The organism is Dactylosporangium sp. NPDC006015, assembly GCF_040614215.1.
Taxonomy (GTDB): Bacteria; Actinomycetota; Actinomycetes; order Mycobacteriales; family Micromonosporaceae; genus Dactylosporangium; species Dactylosporangium maewongense.
Window position 1 is genome coordinate 1 of the sequence record NZ_JBEXUD010000021.1, and the last position, 24039, is coordinate 24039.

The following is a 24039-nucleotide window of genomic DNA, read 5'->3' on the forward strand; positions in this document are numbered from 1 at the left end:
CGGCCGAGCCGGACCCCGACGTCCGCGGCGCGCTCGCCGCGGCGGTCGCGGGCCTGGGCCGGCTCGCCGCCGCGGGCCTGGTCTCCGGCGTCGACCCGGCCGCGGTCGGCACCTGGTTCACGAACTGGTTCACAGACTGGTCCGCTGCACCCGGCCCCGCCGCCGCGGACGTGCGGTGCAGGCTCGCCGCGGCCGCCGACCTCGTCGACACGGCCCCGGAAGCGCTCGCCGGTGACCTGATCCCTGCCGTCGTCGAGCTGCTCCGGGCGGACCTGCAGGGGGTGGCGCCGGAGACACTGCCGGCCCTGGACGTGTCCCGCTGGGAGGACCTCTCCTCGGCGGTGACGCCCACGCACATCAGCGGCTTGCGGCCGGCCGGCAGCCGGGACGCGCTCGTGGAAGACCTCAGCCTGGCCCTCGACGAGCGGATCGAGGACCGCGTCGCGCTGCTCACCGGCCTGCTGTCGGCCGGCCCGCCGGCGGCGCGATCCGCCGCGCTGCGCCCGGCCCTGGGCCTCGTCGGGTACTGGCGCGGCGACTACACCGACCTCGTCGCGCTCGTCGGCGCCCAGCTCGCCGACGGTCGCCTGGCCGGCCGGGCCGCGCTCGTCCTGCACCATCTCGACGCGCTCGCCGCACCCGCCGCCGATGCGCTGGCCGCCGCCGTCGCATCCGCCGCGCCGGAGTCCCGGTACGGCGACGGGCCCCCGCCCTGGGTCGTCACCTGGCGGGGGTGGGAGCCGACCGTCGGCCCGACCGTGTGGGCGCTGGCCGCGCTCGACGACGACCGGGCGCTGCCCGCCGTCCGGGCGATCGTCGACCGCGACATCCCGCCGGGCAACTCCGCCCCGCTCGCGGCCCGGTATGCCACGACGGCGCCCGACCTCCTGCCCACCGTCCTGCGCCGCTGCGCCGGGTCGACCGGCGATGCCGCGGCCGGACACCGCAGGGTCCTGACCCGGGTCGCCGCGGCGCTCGGCCCGGCGGCCGCCGAGGCCGTGCCCGAGCTGCTCGCCGGACCGATCGACCTGATCACCGCCACCGCCCTCGGCAGCATCGGCCCGGCCGCGGCGGCGGCCGTCCCGGCACTGCGGGCCACGCTCGACCGCGACGGCGGGGTCGTCGCGGCCGTCGCACTGTGGCAGGTCACGGGGGAGGCGACGCAGTCGGTCGAGCTGCTCGGCCGCCACCTCGACGACCCGTGGGACGCCTCGCACTTCGCCGCCGAAGCGGCCGGCCGGCTCGGACCGGCCGGGGCCGCCCTCGAAGCACCGCTGCGCGCCCTGCTCGACACCGCCGACGACGACATCCATGTCGCCGTGGCCCAGGCCCTCTGGCGAATCGCCGGCGACGCCGAGACCCCGCTGCCGGCCCTCACCCGGCTCTGGACCGCCGAGCCGCGACGCCGCTTGGAGATCGCCGCCCACCTCGCCACGATCGGGTCGGCGGCCCGGCCGATGCGCGATCTCGTCGCCGCCGAACTGCGGGAGCGGTTCCGGCACAGCGCCGCGTTCAACGGCTGGTCCTCCAGACAGGTCGCCCTCGACCTCGCCCTCCTCCGTGACGGTCGCACCGTTCTCGCCGCGACCAGCCCGCCGTGACGCCCCGGCCCGAGGTGTACTCGGCCGACAGCGGGTAGATGGACCGGCGGTTGTGAACGTGACTGAGCAGACTCGGAGGCGTTTCGATGACCGTAGGCACGCGGGTGGCCGCGAAGCGGAAGTTCCGGTCGGAAAACGGCGCATACGTCACCACGGCCCGTGGCGCGGAGGTGCTCGGCACACCCTTGCTGAACAAGGGCACGGCCTTCACCCACGAGGAGCGCACCGCGCTGGGGCTGGAGGGGCTGCTACCGCCGGCGGTCCTGTCCCTGGACGACCAGGTGCGGCGGGTGTACGAGCAGTACCACCGCCAGCCTTCCGACCTGCACAAGAACGTCTTCCTGGCCATGTTGCAGGACAACGACGAGGTGCTGTTCTACCGGCTGCTGGCCGAGCACCTGCGCGAGATGCTGCCGGTCGTCTACGACCCGACCGTGGGTGAGGCGATCAAGCGGTACAGCCACGAGTACCGCCGCCCGCGCGGGGTGTACCTGTCGGTCGACGAACCCGACCGGGTGGAGAAGGCGCTGTCCGACACCGGGCTGGGCGCCGACGACGTGGACCTGATCGTCGCCTCCGACGCCGAGGAGATCCTGGGGATCGGCGACTGGGGCTCCGGCGGCATCGACATCGCGGTCGGCAAGCTGGCCGTCTACACCGCCGCGGCCGGCATCGACCCGGGCCGGGTGATTCCGGTCGCGCTCGACGTCGGTACCGACAACGGGGAACTGCTCAACGACCCGGACTACCTCGGCAACCGGCACGCCCGGGAACGCGGGCGACGCTACGACGAGTTCATCGACGCCTACGTGCGGGCGGCGACCAAGCTGTTCCCGAACGCGCTGCTGCACTGGGAGGACTTCGGCCCGAGCAACGGCCGCCGGATCCTGGAGCGCTACCGCGACCAGGTGTGCACGTTCAACGACGACATGCAGGGCACCGGCGCGATCGTGCTCGCCGCGGCCCTGAGCGCGGTGCGGGTGGCCGGCACCAGGATGCGGGACCAGCGGATCGTCATCTTCGGCTCCGGCACCGCCGGGGTCGGCATCGCCGACCAGCTCCGCGACGCGATGGTCCGCGACGGAGCGGACCGGGACACCGCGATCCGGCAGATCTGGTGCGTCGACAAGCAGGGGCTGCTGACCGACGACATGACGGACCTGCGCGACTACCAGACCCCGTACGCCCGACCGGCCGGCGAGGTCGCGGCCTGGCGACGGGACGGCCGCATCGGGTTGCGGGAGACCGTCGCGAACGGCAGGCCGACCATGCTGGTCGGCACCTCGACCGTGCACGGCGCGTTCACCGAAGGCATCGTCAAGGAGATGGCCGGGCACGTGGACCGGCCGATCATCTTCCCGCTGTCCAACCCGACGGAACGCATCGAGGCGATGCCCGACCAGCTCATCGCGTGGACCGGAGGCCGTGGCCTCGTCGCCACCGGCATCCCGGTCCCGCCGGTCACCTACCAGGGCGTCACCTACGGCATCGGGCAGGCGAACAACGCCCTGCTGTACCCCGGACTCGGCCTCGGCGCCATCGTCGCCAGGGCCAAGCGGATCAGCGACGGGATGTTCGCGGCCGCCGCCGAAGCCGTCGCCGGCCTGGTGGACGTGAGCACACCCGGCGCGTCGCTGCTGCCGCACGTGGAGAACCTGCGGGACGTGTCGGCCACCGTCGCGGCCGCCGTGGCGCAGCGGGCCGCCGACGAGGATCTGGCCCGTGCCGAGCTCACCGACCCGGCACGGCAGGTACGGGATGCGATGTGGCAACCGGAGTACCGTCCGGTCAAGGCAGGGTGACGAGATGGCCGAACCCAAGCCCGCTGGCCGTCGCGTGCCCGAGGTGCGCGACGTGCCCATCGGCATCGACGCCACCGGCACCCGCACCGAAACCGACTCGCTCGGCCCGGTCGCCGTCCCGGCCGACCACTACTGGGGCGCGCAGACCCAGCGCTCCCTGGTCCACTTCGACATCGGCGACGACCGCATGCCCAAGGCGGTCTACCACGCCTACGGCTACGTCAAGAAGGCCGCGGCGATCGTCAACGCCCGCGCCGGGCGGATGCCGCAGTGGAAGGCCGACCTGATCGCACGCGTGGCCGACGAGGTGATCGCCGGCGACCTCGACAGCGAGTTCCCGTTGTACGTCTGGCAGACCGGCTCCGGCACCCAGTCCAACATGAACGTCAACGAGGTGATCTCCAACCGCGCGATCCAGCTTGTCGGCGGGAAACTGGGCAGCAAGACGCCGGTACACCCGAACGACGACGTCAACATGGGCCAGTCCTCCAACGACACCTTCCCCACCGCCATGCACATCGCCGCGGTCGTCGCGATCGAGGAGCACCTGCTACCGGCGCTCGCCAGGCTGCACGACGCCACCGTGGTCAAGAGCCGCGAGTGGGCCGACGTCGTGAAGATCGGCCGGACACACCTGGAGGACGCCACCCCGCTCACCGTCGGCCAGGAGTGGTCCGGCTACGCCGCCCAGCTCGAGGACGCCGTCGAACACCTGGCCTCGACCAGGCGCGGCCTGTACCGGCTGGCGATGGGCGGCACCGCCGTCGGCACCGGCCTCAACGCCCCGACCGGCTTCGGCGAGGACACCGCCGCGGTGATCGCGGAGCTGACCGGCCGGCCGTTCGTCACCGCGCCCAACAAGTTCGCCGCCCAGGCTTCCCTGGACCCGCTCGTGCGCACGTCGGCCGCGCTGCGCGGGATCGCCACGGCGCTGTTCAAGTTCGCCAACGACATCCGGTGGCTCGGCTCAGGACCGCGTACCGGCCTGCACGAGCTGCTCCTGCCCGCCAACGAGCCCGGATCGTCGATCATGCCCGGCAAGGTGAACCCCACCCAGGCCGAAGCGATGCTCATGGTGTGCGTCCAGGTGCTCGGGTCGGACACCGCCGTGGCCATCGGCGGCAACGAGGGCAACTTCGAGCTCAACGCCTTCCGGCCCGTCGTCATCAGCAACGTCCTGCACTCGATCCGCATCCTCGCCGACGCCGCCGAGCACTTCCGCGAGTTCCTCGTCGAAGGCGTCAGGCTCGACCGCGACCAGCTGCGGCAGAACGTGGACCGCTCGGTCATGATGGTCACCGCGCTGTCGCCGGTCATCGGCTACGACAAGGCGTCCGAGATCGCGCACCTTGCCATCGACGACGGCCTGTCCCTCAAGGAGGCGGCGCTGCGGCGGGGCGTCAGCGACGAGATGTACGAGCGGATCGTCGTGCCCGAGGACCTCACCCACGCGGGTTGACCGTGCTTTGCTCCTGGCTTTTGCGCTTGGCTTTTGCGCTTGGCTTTGCTCTTGGTCGTGGCCTGACGAGCGCGTCGGTGGCTCAGATCGCGAGCGCGCCGACGAGCCGGTCGCCGGCGTGGTCGTGCAGGACGCTGATGACCGGCGCGACCGGGATGCCGGCGGACGTGAGATCGGCGGCGACGAAGCCGATGCCGTCGCGCATGGCCCGCCGGTGCACCGAGGGGCGGCGCAGCAGCTCGCCCCGGTCGACCGGCACGACGACGAGCGCCTGGCGCCGGGCGGCGCCGACCCGCCGCACGGCGACGCCCCGCAGCTGCGGCCACGGGTAGCTGTCGACCTCGATGACGGCGCGGGGGTCACCGGCCTGCGGCGACCGGCGGTGCAGCGTCAGCCAGGTGATCCGCCGCGCCTGCCCCCGGCCCAGCTGGACGACCGCGACGACGATCCCGACCAGGCCGATCCCGGACAGGACCGCCATCGTCCACTGGCCGTCGTCGCTGACGTCCCAGAACGGGAAGAAGTACAGGCAGACCGCGGACAACGCGACGGCGGGCACCGCCCAGCCGACCGCCCGCCAGCGGCCCTCGGACTCCGGGTCGCCGGCCAGGACACGGATGCCGGCCTCGTCGATGTGCAGCCTGGTGCGGCGCGACAACCGGGCGATCCCGGCGAACGCCTGCGTGACCAGCAGGGCGCCGGGGACCGCGATCAGCACCAGCATGGCGGCGGCGTAATTGCCGTGGTGCCAGTGGTCGCCGTGGTTCTCGCCCACCTGGTAGGCGATCCAGGTGCCCAGGATCGACACCCCGATGCCCACGACGAAGGACAGGAAGATGCGCAGCAGAGGGCTCCCGGACGCGGTGGCGAACTCGGCCGGGCGGCGCGGCTGCGGCGCCGGCGCGGCGACGGTGGGGGAGACGGGTGCCGCGGCGGGCCACTCGTTGCTCGACGGGAACGGGTCGCTCGACACCGCGGGCGGGAACGGTCCGGGCGGCGCGGCGTACTCAGCGGTGCCCGGGTAGCCGACGACCGGCGAGGTCGGGACCGGCGGGACACTGACCGGCGCCGGGGCGGGCGGCACGCTCGTCACCGTGGGCGGTGCGCTGGCCGGGGCGGGCGGCACGCTCGTCACCGTCGGCGGTGCGCTGACCGGAGCCGGTCCCGCCTGCGCCGGCACCCGGCCACCCGAAGAGGCCGCCGCGAACGCCGGAGCCGTGGGCTCGCCGGTGGCCACCATCGCGCGCAGGGCGCCCTCGGCGACGACGAGCTCCGGCTGGTCCAGGACCGTCGGCGCGACGCCCAGCGCGGTGTGCAGCAGCGTCGACACCAACGGGATCCGGGTGCCGCCGCCGACCAGGAACACACCGCCGATCTGCTGCGGCTCGATGCGGGCCTCACGGATGCACTGCGTGGTGATCCGCACCGTGTCGGCCAGGCGCGGCCGGGCCAGCTCCTCGAACTGCTCGCGGCCCACGATGACCTCGCGGTCGACGAGCGGCACCAGCATGGCCGCCGACGACTGGGACGACAGCGCCTCCTTCACCTCGGTGGCGTCCTGCCACAGCGTCCGGAAGGCGCGGCTGTCCGCCGTGTTCTGCGGCGAGCGCAGCCGCTGCCACTCCTGCGGGGAGGCCGCCGCGACCGCGTCGCCGGCGATGGACAGCACACTCTCGTCCAGGTCGAGCCCGCCGAAGTCGTCGAGTCCGCGGTACGACAGCGGCGCGAACCCGGTCGGCCCGCGCTGCACCACGCTGACGTCGAACGTGCCGGCGCCGAGGTCGTAGACGACGACACAGCCGCCGGGCTGCAGCTCCCGGCCGAGGACGGTGGCGAAGTACGTGGCGGCCGCGGTCGGCTCGGGGACGAGCACCACCTGCGGCAGCCCTGCCTGCCGGGCCGCGTCCACGAGCACCGACTGGCGCGCCGGGCCCCACTCCACGGGGTACGTGATGACGACCCGCGACGGCGACATCGACAGCGCCCGCGTGGCCTCCTGCCGCACCCTGCCGAGGGTCGCGGCGACCAGGTCCACGACGGGGACGCTCTGCTCACCGAGCAGCAGGTTACGGTCGTCGACACGGCGCTTCGGGTTGGGCTCGCACGACTCCGGCACGAGCCGCGCCTGCCGCTGCGCCGCCCGACCGGTCAGGATCTGCCCGTTGGCGCCGACACAGACGGTCGACGGCAGTAGCGGCGACCCGTCGAACAGCATGGGCCGGACCCTGCCGTCGGGATACGAGAGCATCGCCACCGTGTTGGAGGTGCCGTAATCGATAGCCAGCCACGAATCCGCGAACGCGTTCCCCGCCACACGGCGAAGTGTAGGGCCCCCACGCTCCGACGAACGTGTGGAAACCACCTCCGTTCAGTGGAGGTCGTCAACGTCCCGGCCGCCACGCCCGGTGGTCGGGCTGTCCGTACGTCAGAATCAGACGGGGATGCGAGTGGTGGGAGGTGTGGCGTCGGTGAGTGCGTCGTCCGGCACGGCTTCCTCGTCTGGGCCTGAAAGGAGGCCCGCTGTCGGGCGGTTCGACGTTGACGTCGAGTCGGGTCAAGGTGTGCAGATCGGTGATCACAATGTCCAGATCAATCAATATCCGGGACGCGTGACGACCGAGGTTCACCAGCATTTTCACGCTGCCGCCCCGGTGTCGTTGGTTCGGGTGGTCAGGTCGGCGTATCGGGAGCAGGTGAGGCGGATCGCTCCGCCGGTGTTGCTGGGCCGGGACGCGGAGCTGGCGGAGCTCGCCGCGTTCTGTGTGGACGGTGAGCGTGGTCCGTATGCGTGGTGGCGGGCCGGGCCGTGGGCGGGGAAGTCGGCGCTGTTGTCGACGTTCGTCCTCCACGCCGGCGAAGGGCGTGCCGGGCGGATCTGGGTCGTGTCGTTCTTCATCACGGCCCGGCTGGCCGGGCAGGACACCCGGGAAGCGTTCACCACCGTCGTTCTCGAGCAACTGGCCGCCCTGATCGGGCAGGACCTACCCGCGACGATGAGCGAAGCCACTCGCGAAGCGCACCTGCACGACCTTCTCGCCCGAGCCGCCGCCGGCTGCCACGCCGCCGGCGGACGTCTGGTCCTGATCGTGGACGGTCTCGACGAAGACCGCGGTGTCACCCTCGGACCCGACGCCCACAGCATCGCCGCACTCCTACCTGCCAACCCACCGGCGGGCATGCGGATCATCGTCTCCGGCCGTCCCAACCCACCCGTCCCGGACGACGTCCCCGACTGGCACCCCCTGCGCGACCCCGGCATCATCCGGCTCCTCGACGACTCGCCGCACGCCCGCGACCTGCAGCGTCTCGGGCAGGTCGAGATCAAACGCCTCCTGAAGGGCACCCGGGTCGAACAGGATCTGCTCGGCTTTCTTGCCGCTGCCCGCGGCGGCCTGTCCAGCGGCGACCTGTGTGAGCTGACCGGCGCCGGGCTGGTCCACATCGAAGACGTTCTCCACACCGTCGCCGGTCGAACCCTTACCCGCCGCCTGGCGCAATGGAACCCGACGACCGGGCGCGACGTCTACCTGCTCGGGCACGAAGAACTTCAGGCGGCCGCGATCAGCTACATCGGGGTCCGCATCGTCGGCTACCAACAGCGGCTGCACAGCTGGGCCGACGGCTACCGCACTCCACCCGGCGGCGAACGTTGGCCGCCCACGACACCTGAATATCTCCTCAACGGCTACCCCCGACTGCTCGCCGAGCTCGGCGATCTTCCCCGGCTGGTCACCCTTGTCACCGACACCACGCGCCAGGATCGGCTCCTCGACATCACCGGGGCTGACACCGCGGCGCTCATCGACATCGCCACCGCCTTCTCGGTGCTGATCGCACAGCCGCCACCTGACCTGCTGGCCGCGCTGCGCCTCTCCTGGCACCGAAACCGACTCGCCGACCGCAATGCCAACATCCCCACCAATCTTCCGGCGGTCTGGGTCACGCTCGGCCAACCCGACCGCGCCGAAGCACTCGCCCAGTCCATCACCAGTCGAGACGCGCGAGTGAAAGCGCTGACCGGCCTCGTCACCGCGGCCGCATCCGTCGGCGACCACGGTCGGGCGAACGCGCTGGCAGCCCAAGCCGAACAGATCGCCCGTTCCATCACCAGTCCGAGTTCGCGGGCAAACGCGTTGATCGACCTGGCCGGCGCCGTAAGCGCCAGCGACCACAGCCTGGCCAGGGTCCTGGCGGCCCAAGCCGAATCCGCCGCCCGATCCATTACCGACCTCGACCAACGCGAGCGGGCATTGATCGACCTGGCGGCCGTCGTCACCGCCTCCGGTGACTACGACGCATCCGAACAGATCGCCGACGCGATCGGCACTTCGCAGGAGCAGGCGAGGGTACTGAGCGACCTGGCCATCGCGGTCGCTGCCACTGGGGATCACGCACGGGCCGAGCGGATCGCCCGCTCTTTCACCGAGCCGCACTGCCTGGCTCGTGCTTTGACCGCCTTGGTTGCCGCAGCGGCCGCCGCCGGCAGACACGACAAGGCCGGGGCGCTGGCAACCGAGGCCGAACTGATTGTCCGCTCCCTCATCTGGTACTCGCGTGGGCGAGCGTTGTTCGAGCTTGCCACCGCGCTCGACGTGGCCGGCGACCACAACCGGGCCCAGGGCATGGCATCTGAAGCCGAACGGATCGCCCGCTCCGGAGCCGACTCACTCTTCGGGCCCGCCACGTTGACCAACTTGGCCACCGCGGCCACCGCAGCGGGTGACCACGACCGAGCCAGACGCCTTGCACTCCAGGCCGAGCAGAACACGCTTTCCCCCACTCGCGACCCTGGCCAGCAGGCGCGGGCGCTGACCAGCCTGATCGCCGTATTCAGCGCGGCCGGCGACCGTGACAAGGCAATGGCGCTGGCATCCCGAGCCGAACAGCTGGCCGGCTCCATCATCGATGCGGACAAGCGGTCACGGGCGTTGCATGGGCTTGCCACCGCAGTCACCGCCGCCGGTGACCACGAGCGTGCCGCCGAGATCGCCCGCTCCCTGGCCGATCAGGAGGCGCAGGCACAGGCCCTGACTGATCTGGCAACCGCGATCGCCGCAGCCGGTGACCTCGACCGGGCCAAAGCGCTGGCAATCGAAGCCGAACAGAACGTCCGCTCCATCGCCGGCGAGAAAGACCGCAAGGTACATGTGTCGACCGAGGTGGCCACAGCGCTCGCTGTCATCGGCGATCACGACCGAGCCGAGGAGATCGCGCGGTCCCTCGCCGGCTCATACTGGCGGGCAGCCGCGTTGACCGATGTCGCCAAGGCGGTCGCGACCTCCGGCGACATCAAGCGAGCCGAGAAGATCGCCCGAGCGATCGCGGGCTCCAGCCCGCGGGCGGAGGCGTTGACCGCCGTGGTCATCGCCGCCGGCGACCACGACCGGGCCCGGAAGATCGCCAGGTCCATCGCCGACTCGTACTGGCGATCACTGGCGTTGACCGGGCTGGCTACGGCGGCGGCTGCCGCCGGCCGTCACGCCGAGGCACAAGCCTCGGCAATCCGGAGCGGCAAGATGGCGCGATCCATCGTTGACCCTTACCGGCAACCACATGCGTTGATCGGCGTGGCTACTGCCTTCGCCGCTGCCGGCAACCACAAACGAGCCGAGGCCCTCATAGCGCAGGTCCGCATCGTCGCCAGCCCGGACGAGTACGCGCGCGCGTTGATCGGCCTGGTCGGGGCAGCCACGGCCGCCGGCGACCACCCGAAGGCCAAGGCACTGGCTGCCCGCGCGGAACAGGTCATCCAGGACATCGCTGAGCCGTACTGGCGGGCGAAGGCGCTGGTCGAGCTGGTTGCCGCTGTGACCGCCGCCGGCGACCACGAGCGCGCCACGGCCCTGGCAGCGCAAGCTGAACAGACCGCTCGGTCCGACTCCGATCCGTGGTCGCAGGCGGCGGCGTTGGCCAACCTTGCCGATGTCGTTGAACCCGACCGCGCCCGAAGGTTGATCGCAGAGGCGCTCGCCGTCGGGCGCTGGACAACTCCGCTCGAGCAGATCGCCCGAATCGACCCGGCAACAATCCGGACCTTCCTCGACCAGTTCGTGACGTCGCCGTCCGTCAGGTGGTAGCGCAACCGCGGGATCTCGAAAGGGTGACTGCATGATCACCTCAGGTTGATGGGTGCTTATACGCTGACCGTGCGTCGCTCGTGGCCAGCGCGGCAGGGGGTGGATCGTGATGCCGGTCCGGAGTCGGCGGTGGGTGTGGGCGGGGCGGACGGTCTTCGGTGCGCTCGTGGTCGGGGTGTCGGTGTACCTGGTCGTGGTTGGCCCCGATGAGGCGGACGCGTTCATCAGTGTTGCGGGGCTTGTGGTGGCGCTGCTGGCGTTGGGCGCTCCGTATCTGTTGCCGGTGGCTGGAGGAGCATCGATGTCCGATCCTGATCATGTCGAGGACACCGGCAACGCTGAGGCGACGGGTGGCGGTCAGGCTGTGACCGGGGCTGATCTCACCGGGGATGGTGGACCGGTGCGGGTGGTCAGGTCCGGAGACGCAGTCGCCGAGGGCACCGGCTCGTCCGCCATTTCCGGTGTCGTGCGTCGCTCGCGGTCGTGACCGACCTCGACGCGTCCGGCCAGGCCGTGTCAGCCGTGTCCGATGAAGGTCGGATCAGTGTCAATGACTCCGGCAGTGCCACAGCCAGCAACGGCGGCTTCGCGAACACCGGAGTCGTCGAAGGCAACGTGACGATCGAGTATCACCAGGCCGCCGGTCCGCTGCCGCCGGTTGAGCCGGTCAGGTCGGCGTATCTGGAGCAGGTGGCCCGCATCGCCCCCGCCGAGCTACTGGAACGCGAGGCGGAGCTGGCCGCGTTGCGAGACTTCTGCACCGCGCCGGACGCAGACGTGTACCTGTGGCTGCGTGCCCCCGCATGGGTCGGCAAGTCGGCCCTCATCGCCTGGTTTGTGCTGCACCCTCCGCAGGACGTGCGGCTGGTGTCGTTCTTCGTCACCGCGCGACTGGCCCGTCAGGACGACAGCGTCGCCTTCGCTGACGTCGTGCTGGAACAGCTCCTGACCTTGCTCGGCCGCCCGGCTCCCGCGCTGCTGACGCCCGCCACTCGCGAGGCTCATCTGCTCGCCGTGCTGGAGGAGGCGGCAGCGGACTGCCAGGCCCGTGGTGAGCGCCTCGTCCTCGTCGTCGACGGCCTGGACGAGGACCACGGCACCGCAACCGGACCCGATGGCCACAGCATCGCCGCCCTGCTGCCCGCCCGGCCTACGGCCGGCCTGCGGGTCATCGTCACCGGCAGGCCGAACCCGCCGCTGCCGCCGGACGTGCCGCCGGGCCATCCGTTGCGCGACCCGGCGATCGTTCGCCCGCTGACCCCCTCCCCACATGCCGCCGTCATCCGGACCACAGCCCAACACGAGCTCAAGCGTCTGCTCGCCGCCGACAACCCCGACGGTGACCTGCTGGCGTTCGTCGCCGCGGCCGGAGGCGGCCTGAGCGCGGCCGACCTGGCCGAACTCACCGGCCGCCGCCCGTGGCAGGTCGAAGACCGGTTGGGCGCAGTCGCCGGCCGTACCTTCACCGTCCGCCGCGACCCTTGGGCCTCGGCCGATCCGCGCCAGGGCGACCAACCCGGCGGCACACACCAGCGCGACCCGAATCGCGCCGAGACCTACGTGCTGGGTCACGAGGAGCTGCAGCGAGAGGCCCTTGCCCTGCTTGGCGACCGCGCGCTGGACGCGCGCCGCCAACAGTTGCACGACTGGGCCGACACGTACCGGCGGCGGCGTTGGCCGGTGGACACACCCGGATACCTCCTGCAGGGGTACCTCGGCCTGCTGCTGAACACCATGGACCTCCCGAGGATCGTCGCGCTGGCCACCGACTCGACCCGGCACGCCCGTCTGCTCGACCGGTCGGGCGCGGACGGTGCCGCACTGACGGAGATCGTCGCAGCCCAGGATGCTCTGGCCGGCGAGCGTCGCCCGGACCTCGTCGCTCTGGCCCGTCTTGCCGTCCACCGTTCGGTGCTGACCCGCCGGAACCGCAACATTCCGGTGCCGCTGCCGGCCTTGTGGGCCCGGCTGGGCGAGTCGGCCCGCGCGGATGCCTTGGCCCGGTCGATCCCGGACCCGACCCAACGCGACGCCGCCCTGGCGGCCATCGCCGAGGCCACGGCCACCCCCGCCGTGCCGAGCCCGCCACCTCCCGCCGAGCCGGCAGACCGCACGGAGAGTCCCGGGCTCACGGTTGAAGCACTCGTCGATGAGGCCCGCACCGCGTCTCGTCGCGGTGACACCGACCGCGCCGGCCATCTGCTGCGCGCGGCCGAACGCAGCGCGTTCGCGAGCACCGATCCCGACGAACGCGCCGCACTGTGGAACTCCATCGTCTGGGCCCGGAGGCGACCAGACCTGCCCAGCGACGACGAGGACACGGCTGCGGCGCAGATGGCGGATGTGCGGACCCTCGATCCCTGGCGGGTCGAAGACGACCTGTTCGAGCGGGCGGCGGTCGCCGCGGCTGATGCCGGCGAGTTCGATCAGGCCGAGGCCGTCGCGGACGCGATCCGGAACCGCCGTCACGACGTCCTCGAAATGATCGCTCTGGCCGCCGTAGCCGCCGGCGACGTCGTCAGGGCCGAGCGTCTGTCGTTGTCCTTCGGGCCCTCGGCGCTGGCCCATGTGGCTCGGGCGATGTATGAGCGAGGCGACCAGACCCGGGCCCGCACCTGGATCGACGCCGCGGCCGCCGAAGCCTTCACCGGTGGGCGCTGGTTCGACCACACAAAGTTGGTCAGCACCCTCGCCGCTGTCGGCGATGCGGAGCAAGCAGTGGCGCGGGCCATGGCGGTGCCCGATCCGTTCGAGCGGATGAGCTCGCTCGCAGCGATCGCCACCGCTACGAGCGAGCACACCGAGGCGTGCCTGGCCGCGCTGGCCGAGGCACTGGTCCGGCCCGAGCCCGACGCTGACACATCGCAGTGGGATGCCTGGCTCAGCGCGGTGCGCGCCATCGCGACCCTGGGCGACATCGCCGTCGCCGAGGTCGAAGGACGCGACGCCGCCAAGGCCGGCAGGGCGGACGGATTGGTGACCGTGGCGCTCATCCACCGCGAACGCGGCAACGTCGTCGAGGCCCGCACCGCGCTCGCCGACGCGGTCGTCGTCGCGGCCCGCCAGGAACCCGCAGGACGGAACGATCCGCTCTACGCCGCGGTCACGGCGATGGCCGAGCTCGGCGACGCCGACACCGCCGCAGCGGCCGCCGTAACCGCTGCCGAGCCGTACCGGCGACATGACGCCCTCTGTCGAATTGCCGAAGCAGCCGCCGACGCCGGGCACATCGCCGCCGCCGAGCGGGCCGCCGAACTGATCCGCCATCCCAGCGGCAGCCACGACCGGCTGGATCAGAAGATCGCTCTGGCTCACGCGGTCCGCCGTGACTACGCCGCCGCGACCGCCGCAACCAGCCGGATCGGCAACCCCGAGGTCCGAGCACGCGCGGTCCCGCGGATCGCCTCGATCGCGATCGAGCACGGCGACCTCGGCCCGGCCGAGGAGATCGCCCGTGAGCACGGCGACCTGGAGTTGCTCATCCTCGTCGCAGACGGTGCCGTCACCGCTGGTGAGAACGACCGCGGCCGGGCGCTGCTGGACATCGCCGCAGCCGCTGCCCGTGCCGTGCCCGATCCGCAATGGCAGGCCGAGACCCTCGCCTCCGCGGCGTGCACCCTCACCGCCGACCCCGCGCGCTCGGCCCGGCTCACCGCCGCCGCGGAACACGCGGCCCGGCTCGTCACCGACCCGGCCCAACGGGCCCAGGCGTTCGTCGCGGTCGCGATGGCACTGCAACCGCCGGCCGCGGCCGCCCTGCTGGCCGAGGTGGGACCGCTGACCTGCGGACCGGTCGAGCGGCTTGCCGACCGCGTGCGGGTCGCGGTCCGCGACACCGACCACGCCACCACCGACAAACTGCTGGCTGTCATGCGTCACCTGTCCGCCACCATCAGCAACCCGGACGAACGTTCCCGCGCCGAGCAGGCCCACGTCGCAGCAGCCATCGCAGCAGGCAATCTCGACGCCGCCACCGAGGTGGCCCGAGCGATCAACCACCCGGACCAGCGAGCCCTGGCCCTCGCCTACGTCGCAAGTGCAGGCTCACCGGCCCGAGCCATCGAGCTGGCCACCGCAATCGACATCCCAGACCGCCGGACCGACACACTCATCGACGCTGCGGCCCGAGCCGCCGCCGCGGGCGACCTGACAACCGCCGAACAGGCGGCCGCCCAGGTACGCCCGCCAAGCGGCGCCGCCCACGCATGGTTCGCCATCGTGCTGCACGGCGCCCGCACCGCCGACCTCGACCGCCTGACCCGAGACGCGAACCGCATCGACGACCACCCACTGCGGCAATGGGCACACCGAATCCTCACCGACACGGCGAAGGCCCGCACCGCCGGCACTACACAATCGGCGCCCACCAACGCGGAACCCCGTGCCTCGAGCGCAACGCCGGAGGACTTCATCACGGCGATCGAAGATGCCCGACGCGACGGTCGGTTCGACCTCGTCGATGACCTCATCGCGGCGGCATCCGCGGCGATCAGGGCGACCAGTCAACCGTCACGACGTCGGGAAACGCTGCTGCTGCTCGCGCAAACCGCACCCGAACACCCGGCATGCTCCGCGCTCATCGCCGAGACGTTGCGGACCGAACCAATCACAGCAGCGCTCGACGCACTCGCGCGCATCCATCGCGTCGCCGCGACATCCGCCGCCGACGAACTCCTCGCCCTCCTCACCTGACCGTCACCCGTCCAGATCACTCGTCGGCGGCCAGGTATGCGGTGCGGGCGGCCGCCTGGACGGCTGGGTCGGAGTCAGCGAGCCCGTGCTCGACGAGCGCCTCGTCCTCGTCGAGCCAGCCGCCGGCGAGCCAGGAGTCGTCGCCGGCGGCGCGGAAGCGGCCGAGGCCGAGGTGCCCGGCGGCGCGCACGCGCGGGTCGTCGGCCGCCGCCCATTGCCGGACCGCGGCATAGCTCTCGTCGGGCTGGGACGACAGCAGCTGCTCGATGACCTCGTCGAGCAGGTCACGGGCTTCCTCGTCGGGCTCGGCCGTTGCGGTCTCGAGCAGGGTCGGCAGCGTGCCCAGCGACAGGCAGCCCACCACGACATCGATGTCGTACTCGGCGTGCAGTGCCGTCACCACCGCCTGTGCCAGCTCCGGCCGAAACGCGGGTGCTTCGACGGTCAACCCGTCGGACGCCGTCAACCGCTCCATGACGTCGTCGTCGAACTCCCATTCCTCCACGCCGTGCGTCCTTCCATCCGTGTGCATCCGACCGCCGGTGGCGTACTACGCGGAGTTTGACGGGGCGCCGCAAGTCGGGCAGTGGGCCGGCAGCGGCCGGCCACCTGTCGAGCGCCGGCCTTGAGCGGCGAGGGCCAGGGTCAGCAGTGCTGGTCCCACCACGGCGACCAGCATCGCGGCGGTGGCCATGGACGACCACACCGGGACTTGGGGCCGGCCGGGGCCGGCGTCATCGAGCATCGCACCGAGCGGGTTCAGGCGGGCTCATGCGAGTCCTCTGCTCAGGCGGGGTGCGGCCTTGATGGCGCGCAGCCGGGTGGTGGCCGCCTCGACGTTGCGGCGCATGCGTTCGGTCTCTGCGACCAGCAGGTCGCCGCCCGGCTCGGTGAGCCGGTAGTAGCGGCGTAGGCGGCCGTCGACGATCTCCTCGTGGTCGACGCTCACCAGGCCCGCGTCGACCAGCCGGTCCAGCGCGCCGTACAGCGTGCCGGGACGCAGCGAGATGCGGCCGTCGGACAGCCGGGCCACCTCGGCGATCAGGCCGTAGCCGTGCATCGGCTCGCCGGCGAGGGCGGTGAGGATCAGGAATGTCGGTTCACGCAGTGGGGTTTCCACGCGGTTCAATATATCGGCTGCGAAGGTATGGCGGAAGATCGCCACCGCCGAGGTTGGCAGCGCGCTGGACCGGTCGATGGACCCGGTCGCCGGGCTGCTGCTGGAGGGTGTCGTGCTGCGGCTGCGGGCCGACCTGGAGTGGCTGGAGGCGTGCGAGCGCATCTGGACCGCGCGTGACCGGACCGGACGGAAGGCGGGGGCGTGACCGGATCGACGGTGCTGCGGGCGCGCGGGCTGACCAGGCGGTACGGCGAGGACGACGGGCTGGTCCGCGCGGTCGACGAGGTCGACCTGGACGTGCCCGCCGGGCAGGCACTGGCGATCATGGGGCCCAGCGGCTGCGGCAAGTCCACCCTGCTGCACCTGCTCGGCGGGCTGCAACGCCCCACCGGCGGGCAGGTGTGGCTGGCCGGCCACCGGATCGACACGATGAGCGAACGGGCCCTGGCCCGGCTGCGGCGCGACAGCGTCGGGTTCGTCTTCCAGTCGTTCCACCTCATGGACGAGCTCACCGCCGTGGAGAACGTCGAGCTGGCCGCGCTGCTGGCCGGCCGGCGGCCCCGCGAGGCGCGCCGGCACGCCCTGCACCTGCTCGACCGGGTCGGGCTCGCCGACCGCGCCGGCCACCTGCCCTCGGCGCTGTCCGGCGGCCAGCGCCAGCGGGTCGCCATCGCCCGCGCGTTGAGCAACGAGCCGCTGGTCGTCCTGGCCGACGAACCCACCGGCAACCTGGACAGCGCCGCCACCCTGGACGTGCTGCGGTTGTTCGAGGAGCTGCGCACCGCGGGACAGACCCTCGTGGTGGTCACCCACGACGCCCGTATCGCGGCGGTCGCCGACCGGGTGATCTCCATGCGTGACGGGGCGTTCGCCGACGACAACCAGCTCGCCGGCACCGTCCGCGACGGGCGGCACTGACGTGTCCGGTCGCCTCCTGCTGCTCTGCCGGCTGCTGGTGCGGGACCTGCGCCGCCGCCGGACCGAGACCGTCCTGCTGCTGGTCGCCATCACCGCCGCCACCGCCACGCTGACCCTCGGCCTCACTCTCAACGAGCTCGCCGAACGGCCGTTCCAGCAGACCCGGACCGCCACCGCCGGCCCGGACGTGATCGTGACACCCCGGGCCACCGGCCAGGCCGCGCTGGACGAGCTCGCACCGCTGACCACCGCGGCCGGCGTCACCGGTCACAGCGGCCCCTTCCCGATCGCGTACCTGACGATGACGGCCGGCGGCACGTCCGCGCACGTCGTCGTCCAGGGCCGCGACACCGCACCCGCACCGATCGACCGGCCCGCCGTGACCGGCGGCACCTGGGTGCGCCCCGGCGGCGTGGTCGTCGAGCGCGCCTTCGCCGACGCCCTCGGCATCCGCACCGGCGACACGGTCGACATCGGCGGCCATCCGCGGCGCGTGACCGGGACCGCCGTCACCGCCGCCAGAGCGACGTACCCGTACGCCGGATGGCACTACCCCGGCAGTATCCTGGTCGAGCGCGGCGGCCTCGTCTGGGTCGACGGCAGCGACATCGCCACACTCGCGGGCGGCCAGCCGCTGTCGTACACCCTCAACCTCAAGCTCGCCGACCCGGCGGCCAGCACCACGTACGCCGTCGGCGACCAGCTCACCACGTGGCAGGAGATCGGCCACCTCAACGGCCGCCTGTACAGCGACGCGCAGATCACGCTGCTCGTCGGCAGCTGGCTGCTCAGCGGCCTCGCGCTGGCCGGGGTCGCCGGCATCGTCGCGGGCCGGATCATCACCCGGCGCCGCCGGGTCGGGCTGCTCAAGGCCGCCGGCGCCGGACCGGCCATGATCGCCGCCGGCCACGTCGCCGAGTACCTCGTGATCGGGCTCGCCGCCGCCGCAACAGGCCTGGCCGCGGAGCTCGCCGACCCCCGGTGGCAACGGGGCGAGCAGGCCGCGCTCCTGCTCACCGTCGTGCTGTGCGTGCTCGCGCTCATCAACGCCGTCGTGAGCGCCTGGACCGCGTTCCTCGACGCCCGGCAGCCGCTGGCCGTCGCGCGGGCGCTCGGTGCCACGCCCGCTCAGGCCGGCGCGGGCCTGGCGGCAGCGCAGCTGCTTCCCGCCATACCCGGCGTCGCCGCGGGGATCCCGGCCGGCATCGGGCTCGTCGCGCTCGTCAGCACCGGCGACGTCCAGTACCCGCCCGGTCCGTGGCTGCTCGCCACCGCACTCGGCGTCCTGTTCGCCGTCGCCGCGCTCACCGCCGTCCCCGCGATTGCCGCCACCCGCCACCCGGTCGTGGAAACCCTCCGGTCCGCACCGACCTGACCGCCGGGATCGCTGCGGTGTCAGCCTTGCGATTCGCGGACGAGCTGCCACTGCCACCAGGCGAGGTCGGGCTCGAGGTCCGCGTAGCCGCGGCTGCGTTCGAGCTGCTGCGCGTTGGCGTGGGTCATCATCATGCAGGCGCCTTCGTTGGTGATGCGTTCCACCTCTTCGCGTTGCAGGTGCCGGCCGGCCTCCGCCTCGGCGGCGTGGAGGAGGGCCACCAGCGCGGGGATGAACACGGGCTGAAGCTCGCGCCGCGGATCCGCCTCGCCTCCCTCGGGGCCCAGACGCCAGGTGCCGAAGGGGTTGTTGCAGGGGTGGCCCGTCGGGTACCCGTCGTCGGGCCAGCGCTCGAGGCGGCGGCGAGGGGTGTCCAGGTCGGGCCTGAAGGTGTCGCCGCTGACCAGCACGGGGTCCTCGGCCAGTTGGTACACGTTGAGCTCGCCGAGGAGCCGGTTGGCCTCGGACGGTGCGGCCTCGACCTCCGCGTCCGGCAGCCCGAACGCGTGCATGCCGCAGGTTCGCGACACACCGCCGTCCTGCAGCACCACGACGGCGCACCGGTAGAGCAGCCACGGGTCGCCGCCCTCGAGGCTCTCCAGCCAGTGCGGGACGGACCAGCCCAGCTTCGACTGCTCGAGCCGCACGCCCAGCGCTCCGGCGTCGCCCAGCGCGGCGATCAGCGTCGCGACCTCGTCCGCCGCCGCATCGAGGTACACCGGCAGATCCAGGACCAGAGCGCTGCCGGCCGCGGCGATGGCGGACTGCTCCTGCGCCGACATCGTGCCGTAGCCGAACGCCTGGCCGAACGAGCCGTCGTTCTCCACCCAGTCCACCGGCGCGCGGAAGCCGAGGCGCTGCGATGTGAGCGACTTGCCGTCCAGGGTCAGCCCGGACCGTCCGAGCGAGTCCTGCCACTGCGCCATCGTCGCCGCGACCCCCGGGACGAAGAGCCGCACACCGTACACATGATCTTCAGACATGCCGCGGAGGGTAGTACCCCTGTGCGAGCCCCGGCGCGCGATGCCGGCGGGGCGTCGGCGATGCTGTGGGCGTGGAGTACGTGTCCAGAGTGCCGCGACCGCCGCTGGACGGGCTGATCGACGACCTGTACTACCTGGACGGTGCGCCGCCGTACGCCCGGCTGACGCTGCCGCCGATGCCGGCGGCGTTGCTCATCGTCAACCTCGGGGCGCCGTTCCGCATCCGCGCCGGCACCGACATCGAGACGGCCGAGTACGCCGACGGCTGCGTGGTCACCACGCCCACCCGTGCGTTGGAGTTCAGCTACCCACTCCCGACCCGGTCCGTCGGCGTGCACGTCAAGCCGTGGGGGCTGGCGCCGTTCCTGCCGATGCCCGCGGCCGAGCTGTGTGACCGGCCGGTGACGGTGGAGCAGGTCTGGGGCCGGCCCGCCGTTGCTGAGCTGCGAGACCGGCTGGCGACGGCGCCCGGACCGCACGAGATGCTGACGCTGCTCGAGGAGGAGCTGATGCGACGGCTGTGCGAGACCGCCGGCCTGGGCCTGGTCCGCCATACGAGCAGCGTCATCGCGGCGACCGGCGGGGCGGTGGCGATCGGCGACCTGAGCGTGGCAGCCGGTGTCAGCAGCACCCATCTGGCGCAGCGGTTCAAGGAGCTCATCGGCGTCACGCCGAAGCGGCTGGCCCGCACCCACCGCTTCGCCGCCACCGTGTTCGCGATCGACCCCGCCGGACCGATCGACTGGGGCGACCTCGTCGGTCGCGCGGGCTACTTCGACCAGGCCCACTTCGGCCACGAGTTCCGGGCGTTCACCGGGCTCACGCCGACCCGGTACGTCGAGGTCCGGCGGCGGTTCCTGCGCGAACATCCCGGCCACGTGTTCGACGGCTGGCCGCTGCCGGCCGATTGATTTCTTACAAGAGCGACAGCTCACGGCACGCTAATTTGGGGCATCCCAAAGCAGAGGAGAGCCGCGTGGGCAAGGTGGTCATGTACAGCTCGGTGTCGGTGGACGGCTTCGTCGCGGACGAGAACGACCAGCCCGGACCGCTGTTCGACTGGTTGTCCAGCGGTGACGTCCCGTTGGACGAGAGCGGCGCGTTGAAGGTGTCGCAGACGTCCTACGACTACACCCGGCCGTACTGGGACCAGATCGGGGTGACAGTCGTCGGCCGCCACGTCTTCGACCTGACGGACGGCTGGGACGGGAAGCCTCCGGGCGGGATCGACCACGTGGTCGTGGTGTCGCACCGGCCGGCGCCCGAGGGCTGGGACCCCGAGGCGCCGTTTCACTTCGTCGACGGCGTCGAGGCAGCCGTGGCCAAGGCGCAGGAGCTTGCGGGTGACCGCGTGGTCGAGGTCGCCGCCGGCGACGTCGGTGGCCAGGTGCTTGCCGCGGGCCTGATCGACGAGGTGCGCATGGACGTCGTCCCCGTCGTGTTCGGGTCCGGCAAGCGCTACTTCGGGCCGGTCCACGCGCAGCACCTGCTGGAGGAACCTGACGTGGTGATTCAGGGCAACCGGGTGCTTCACCTGCGCTTTCAGGTGCACCGTTAACCCGAGATCACTGTTTGCCGGTTTCCGTCGTATCTTGGCCGACTCCCGATAGGTTTGTGCGGATCCGTGGTCGATACGGCTGGACACACCGACAGAAGTTGGCCTGTGCAGGCGGTGGACGCGCGCGGGGTGGCCAAGGAGGTCATCGGGCGCATGGGGCTGGACGCGGCGGTGCGCGCGGCGTGCACCGACACCGCCGGCGCGCACACCGTGGACGCGGACGGGCGAGTGCTGGAGACCTTCCGTGCCGACGACGACGGTGGCGACGGGTTCATCGCGGACATCGAGATCCTGCGCGGGGACCTGTCCCGGGTGCTCTACGACGACACCCGCGACGGCGTCGAGTACATCTTCGGCGACCGGATCGCCGAACTCACCCAGGACGCCGACGGGGTCGACGTGGCCTTCGCGGGCGGCGACCGGCGGCGCTTCGACCTGGTGGTCGGGGCCGACGGGCTGCACTCGGCGCTGCGGGCGATGGTCTTCGGGCCGCATGAGCGGTTCCTCCGCCACCTCGGGCACGTGCTGGCCTTCTACAGCGTGCCCAACGAGTTCGGGCTGGACCGCTGGCTGCTCGAGCACCAGGATCAGGAGTCCGGGCGCTCAGCCCTCCTGCGACCCATCCAGGACGCCACCCGGGCGATGGCGATGTTCTACTTCGCCTCGGCTGACTTCGACGTCGACTACCGTGACGTCGCGGCCCAGAAGGTGCTGCTGCGTGAACGGATGGCCGGCCTGGGCTGGTTGAGCCCGGACATCCTCGCGCACCTGGACGACACCCCGGACTTCTACCTCGACCAGGTCGCCCAGGTGGTGATGGACCGCTGGTCGAGCGGACGGGTGGGGCTGCTCGGGGACGCGGCGTTCAGCTCGTCGCCGATGTCCGGGCAGGGCACCGGGCTGGCCCTGGTCGGCGCCTACCTGCTGGCCGGAGAGCTGGCCGCCGCCGGGTGGGACCCCGCCGCCGGGTTCGCCCGCTACGAGGCGCGGATGCGCTCGTTCGTCGAGGCCAACCAGGAGATCGGCCGGCTGAACGCCCGCACCCGCGACGTCCCCGGGCCAGACGCCGAGCCGGGCCCCGATTTCGCCGGCGAATGGTTCACCGAGCTGGTCGGGCGCGCGATCAACGGCATCGAGCTGCCCGACTACGCGGGGGTGCCGGACTCCGCAGCCCCGGCCGGATCGCCGATCACCTCGTCAGCCAATCCATAGGTGTCACCGGGTTTGGAGCTGACGAGCAGGACGAGGACCAGCAGCGCCAACCCGGCCACGGTGCCGATGCCGGCCCGCTCAAGCAGGCCGAGGCACACGGTCAGCATGCCGACGACCGGGCCGAGCGGCATCGCCGGCCGCACCGCGAAGCCGCGGGTCGGGGAACTTTACAGGTCCGTGCGGGGCTACCTACCATGGCTGGACCGTGAGCGGAGGGACCACGCATGCCGTCACCGGTCCCGTCTCGACCGCCGACCCTCGATGAGGTCGCCGAGCGCGCCCGGGTGTCCCGCACCGTCGCCTCCCGGGTGATCAACAACGGGCCCAACGTGAGCCGCGCCAAGCGGGACGCCGTCGAGAAGGCGATCCGGGAGCTCGGGTTCACCCCCAACCGCAGCGCGCGGGCGCTGGCCACCCGCCAGACCGGCGTGGTCGTGCTGGCGGTCTCCGGCGAGGGGCCGGAGGTGTTCGGTGACCCGTTCTTCGCGCAGGTCATCGTCGGCGCGTCCGCCGCGCTGGAGAAGACCGACCTGCACCTCATGCTCAGCCTGGCCACGAACGATCACGGCCAGCGGCGGCTGCGGAACTTCCTGCAGACCCGGGGGGCCGACGGCGTGATGCTGGTCGCGACGCGCGGCGCCGACCCCATGATCGACATCGCCACGAAGTCGGGCCTGCCGACGGTGTTCATCGGCCTGCCGGTTCACGGGACGCCGCCGTACTACGTCGACGTCGACAACGCCGGCGGTTCGCGGGCCGCCACCGAGCATCTCCTGCGCGCCGGGCGCCGCCGCATCGCGATGATCACCGGCCCGGAGGACACCGCCGTGGGCCGGGAGCGCCTTCGCGGCTATGCGGAGGCGTTGCTCCTGGCCGGCCTCGAGCCGTACGCGACCGCTCCCGGCGACTTCCTGGAGGCGAGCGGCGCCGAGGCGATGCGCGCGCTGCTGCACGCGCATCCGGACCTCGACGCCGTGGTCGCCGCCAACGACAACATGGCGGCCGGGGCCTTGCGGGTGCTGCGCGACGCCGGCCGCGCGGTGCCCGGCGACGTCGCCGTGGTGGGCTTCGACGACATGCCCATCGCGCTGCACACCGACCCGACGCTCACCACCATGCACCAGCCGGTGCAGTCGCTGGGTCGCGAGGCCGCCCGGATGCTGGTCGAACTGCTGGACGGGGCCCAGCCGGCGTCGCTGATCCTGCCCGCGAAGCTCGTCGTGCGCGAGTCGGCCTGACCCC

The 24039-nt window shown here is 72.2% G+C and carries 18 protein-coding genes; 13 read left to right on the plus strand and 5 right to left on the minus strand.

Annotated elements, in window-relative coordinates; translation table 11 throughout:
- The 3 genes from ABZ321_RS31845 to fumC all read left to right on the plus strand — a co-directional run.
- Positions 1-1601: hypothetical protein (locus tag ABZ321_RS31845; RefSeq protein ID WP_354898128.1), on the plus strand; the 1601-nt coding region annotated here is incomplete at its 5' end.
- An 86-nt stretch (positions 1602-1687) separates the two neighbouring features.
- On the plus strand, positions 1688-3403 hold the full coding sequence (locus tag ABZ321_RS31850; RefSeq protein WP_344500505.1) for an NAD-dependent malic enzyme: 1716 nt from the start codon (positions 1688-1690) through the stop codon (positions 3401-3403).
- A gap of 4 nt (positions 3404-3407) precedes the next feature.
- Positions 3408-4862, plus strand: coding sequence for a class II fumarate hydratase (gene fumC / locus ABZ321_RS31855; protein ID WP_344500507.1), 1455 nt, complete (start codon positions 3408-3410; stop codon positions 4860-4862).
- 82 nt (positions 4863-4944) lie between these two features.
- On the opposite strand, the gene ABZ321_RS31860 is transcribed toward fumC, so the two are convergent.
- A complete protein-coding gene (locus ABZ321_RS31860) occupies positions 4945-7176 on the minus strand; it encodes an Hsp70 family protein (RefSeq protein WP_354898132.1) in 2232 nt (743 codons plus the stop codon).
- A gap of 247 nt (positions 7177-7423) precedes the next feature.
- Between ABZ321_RS31860 and ABZ321_RS31865 the strand changes: the two genes are divergently transcribed.
- The 3 genes from ABZ321_RS31865 (at position 7424) to ABZ321_RS31875 (ending at position 15631) form a co-directional block, all read left to right on the plus strand.
- The gene (locus ABZ321_RS31865) at positions 7424-10939 is read left to right on the plus strand and encodes a hypothetical protein (RefSeq protein WP_354898135.1); all 3516 of its coding nucleotides are present in this window, start codon (positions 7424-7426) and stop codon (positions 10937-10939) included.
- Positions 10940-11120: 181 nt separating this feature from the next.
- Complete coding sequence (locus tag ABZ321_RS31870; RefSeq protein ID WP_354898138.1) at positions 11121-11426, plus strand: hypothetical protein; 306 nt, start codon at positions 11121-11123, stop codon at positions 11424-11426.
- Positions 11423-15631 (plus strand): hypothetical protein, encoded by a 4209-nt coding sequence (locus ABZ321_RS31875; protein ID WP_354898140.1) that lies wholly within the window; start codon positions 11423-11425, stop codon positions 15629-15631. Before ABZ321_RS31870 ends, ABZ321_RS31875 begins: the two co-directional genes overlap by 4 nt.
- A gap of 16 nt (positions 15632-15647) precedes the next feature.
- On the opposite strand, the gene ABZ321_RS31880 is transcribed toward ABZ321_RS31875, so the two are convergent.
- The gene (locus ABZ321_RS31880; protein ID WP_354898143.1) at positions 15648-16136 is read right to left on the minus strand and encodes a hypothetical protein; all 489 of its coding nucleotides are present in this window, start codon (positions 16134-16136) and stop codon (positions 15648-15650) included.
- A 264-nt stretch (positions 16137-16400) separates the two neighbouring features.
- Entirely contained in the window at positions 16401-16751 is a 351-nt protein-coding gene (locus ABZ321_RS31885) for a helix-turn-helix transcriptional regulator (RefSeq protein ID WP_354898145.1), read from the minus strand.
- 76 nt (positions 16752-16827) lie between these two features.
- On the opposite strand from ABZ321_RS31885, the gene ABZ321_RS31890 reads away from it, so the two are divergent.
- From ABZ321_RS31890 to ABZ321_RS31900, 3 genes are read left to right on the plus strand one after another with little or no spacing between them, the layout of a single operon-like run.
- On the plus strand, positions 16828-16956 hold the full coding sequence (locus ABZ321_RS31890; protein ID WP_354898148.1) for a hypothetical protein: 129 nt from the start codon (positions 16828-16830) through the stop codon (positions 16954-16956).
- Positions 16953-17669, plus strand: a complete 717-nt coding sequence (locus ABZ321_RS31895) for an ABC transporter ATP-binding protein (RefSeq protein ID WP_354898151.1) — start codon at positions 16953-16955, stop codon at positions 17667-17669. Before ABZ321_RS31890 ends, ABZ321_RS31895 begins: the two co-directional genes overlap by 4 nt.
- A 1-nt stretch (position 17670) precedes the next feature.
- Positions 17671-19044 (plus strand): FtsX-like permease family protein, encoded by a 1374-nt coding sequence (locus ABZ321_RS31900; RefSeq protein ID WP_354898154.1) that lies wholly within the window; start codon positions 17671-17673, stop codon positions 19042-19044.
- Positions 19045-19064: 20 nt separating this feature from the next.
- Here ABZ321_RS31900 and ABZ321_RS31905 read toward each other — a convergent pair whose 3' ends face one another.
- Positions 19065-20027, minus strand: coding sequence for a DUF4261 domain-containing protein (locus tag ABZ321_RS31905; protein WP_354898157.1), 963 nt, complete (start codon positions 20025-20027; stop codon positions 19065-19067).
- 71 nt (positions 20028-20098) lie between these two features.
- On the opposite strand from ABZ321_RS31905, the gene ABZ321_RS31910 reads away from it, so the two are divergent.
- The 3 genes from ABZ321_RS31910 (at position 20099) to ABZ321_RS31920 (ending at position 22797) form a co-directional block, all read left to right on the plus strand.
- On the plus strand, positions 20099-20938 hold the full coding sequence (locus tag ABZ321_RS31910; protein ID WP_354898159.1) for a helix-turn-helix domain-containing protein: 840 nt from the start codon (positions 20099-20101) through the stop codon (positions 20936-20938).
- Positions 20939-21003: 65 nt separating this feature from the next.
- On the plus strand, positions 21004-21585 hold the full coding sequence (locus ABZ321_RS31915) for a dihydrofolate reductase family protein (RefSeq protein WP_354898162.1): 582 nt from the start codon (positions 21004-21006) through the stop codon (positions 21583-21585).
- Between the two features lie 105 nt (positions 21586-21690).
- Entirely contained in the window at positions 21691-22797 is a 1107-nt protein-coding gene (locus ABZ321_RS31920) for an FAD-dependent monooxygenase (RefSeq protein WP_354898165.1), read from the plus strand.
- On the opposite strand, the gene ABZ321_RS31925 is transcribed toward ABZ321_RS31920, so the two are convergent.
- Entirely contained in the window at positions 22731-22928 is a 198-nt protein-coding gene (locus tag ABZ321_RS31925) for a hypothetical protein (protein WP_354898168.1), read from the minus strand. The two genes, ABZ321_RS31920 and ABZ321_RS31925, sit on opposite strands and share 67 nt — an antisense overlap.
- Before the next feature lie 93 nt (positions 22929-23021).
- Here ABZ321_RS31925 and ABZ321_RS31930 point away from each other — a divergent pair, with 93 nt between their 5' ends.
- Entirely contained in the window at positions 23022-24035 is a 1014-nt protein-coding gene (locus tag ABZ321_RS31930) for a LacI family DNA-binding transcriptional regulator (RefSeq protein WP_344500529.1), read from the plus strand.
- Positions 24036-24039 lie beyond the last annotated feature (4 nt).

Coding starts and splice junctions, on each gene's coding strand:
- ABZ321_RS31890 (WP_354898148.1), top strand. CDS start 16,828: ATGGACCCGGTCGCCGGGCTGCTGCTGGAGGGTGTCGTGCTGCGGCTG.
- fumC (WP_344500507.1), top strand. CDS start 3,408: ATGGCCGAACCCAAGCCCGCTGGCCGTCGCGTGCCCGAGGTGCGCGAC.
- ABZ321_RS31905 (WP_354898157.1), bottom strand. CDS start 20,027: ATGTCTGAAGATCATGTGTACGGTGTGCGGCTCTTCGTCCCGGGGGTC.
- ABZ321_RS31925 (WP_354898168.1), bottom strand. CDS start 22,928: ATGCCGCTCGGCCCGGTCGTCGGCATGCTGACCGTGTGCCTCGGCCTG.
- ABZ321_RS31850 (WP_344500505.1), top strand. CDS start 1,688: ATGACCGTAGGCACGCGGGTGGCCGCGAAGCGGAAGTTCCGGTCGGAA.
- ABZ321_RS31930 (WP_344500529.1), top strand. CDS start 23,022: ATGCCGTCACCGGTCCCGTCTCGACCGCCGACCCTCGATGAGGTCGCC.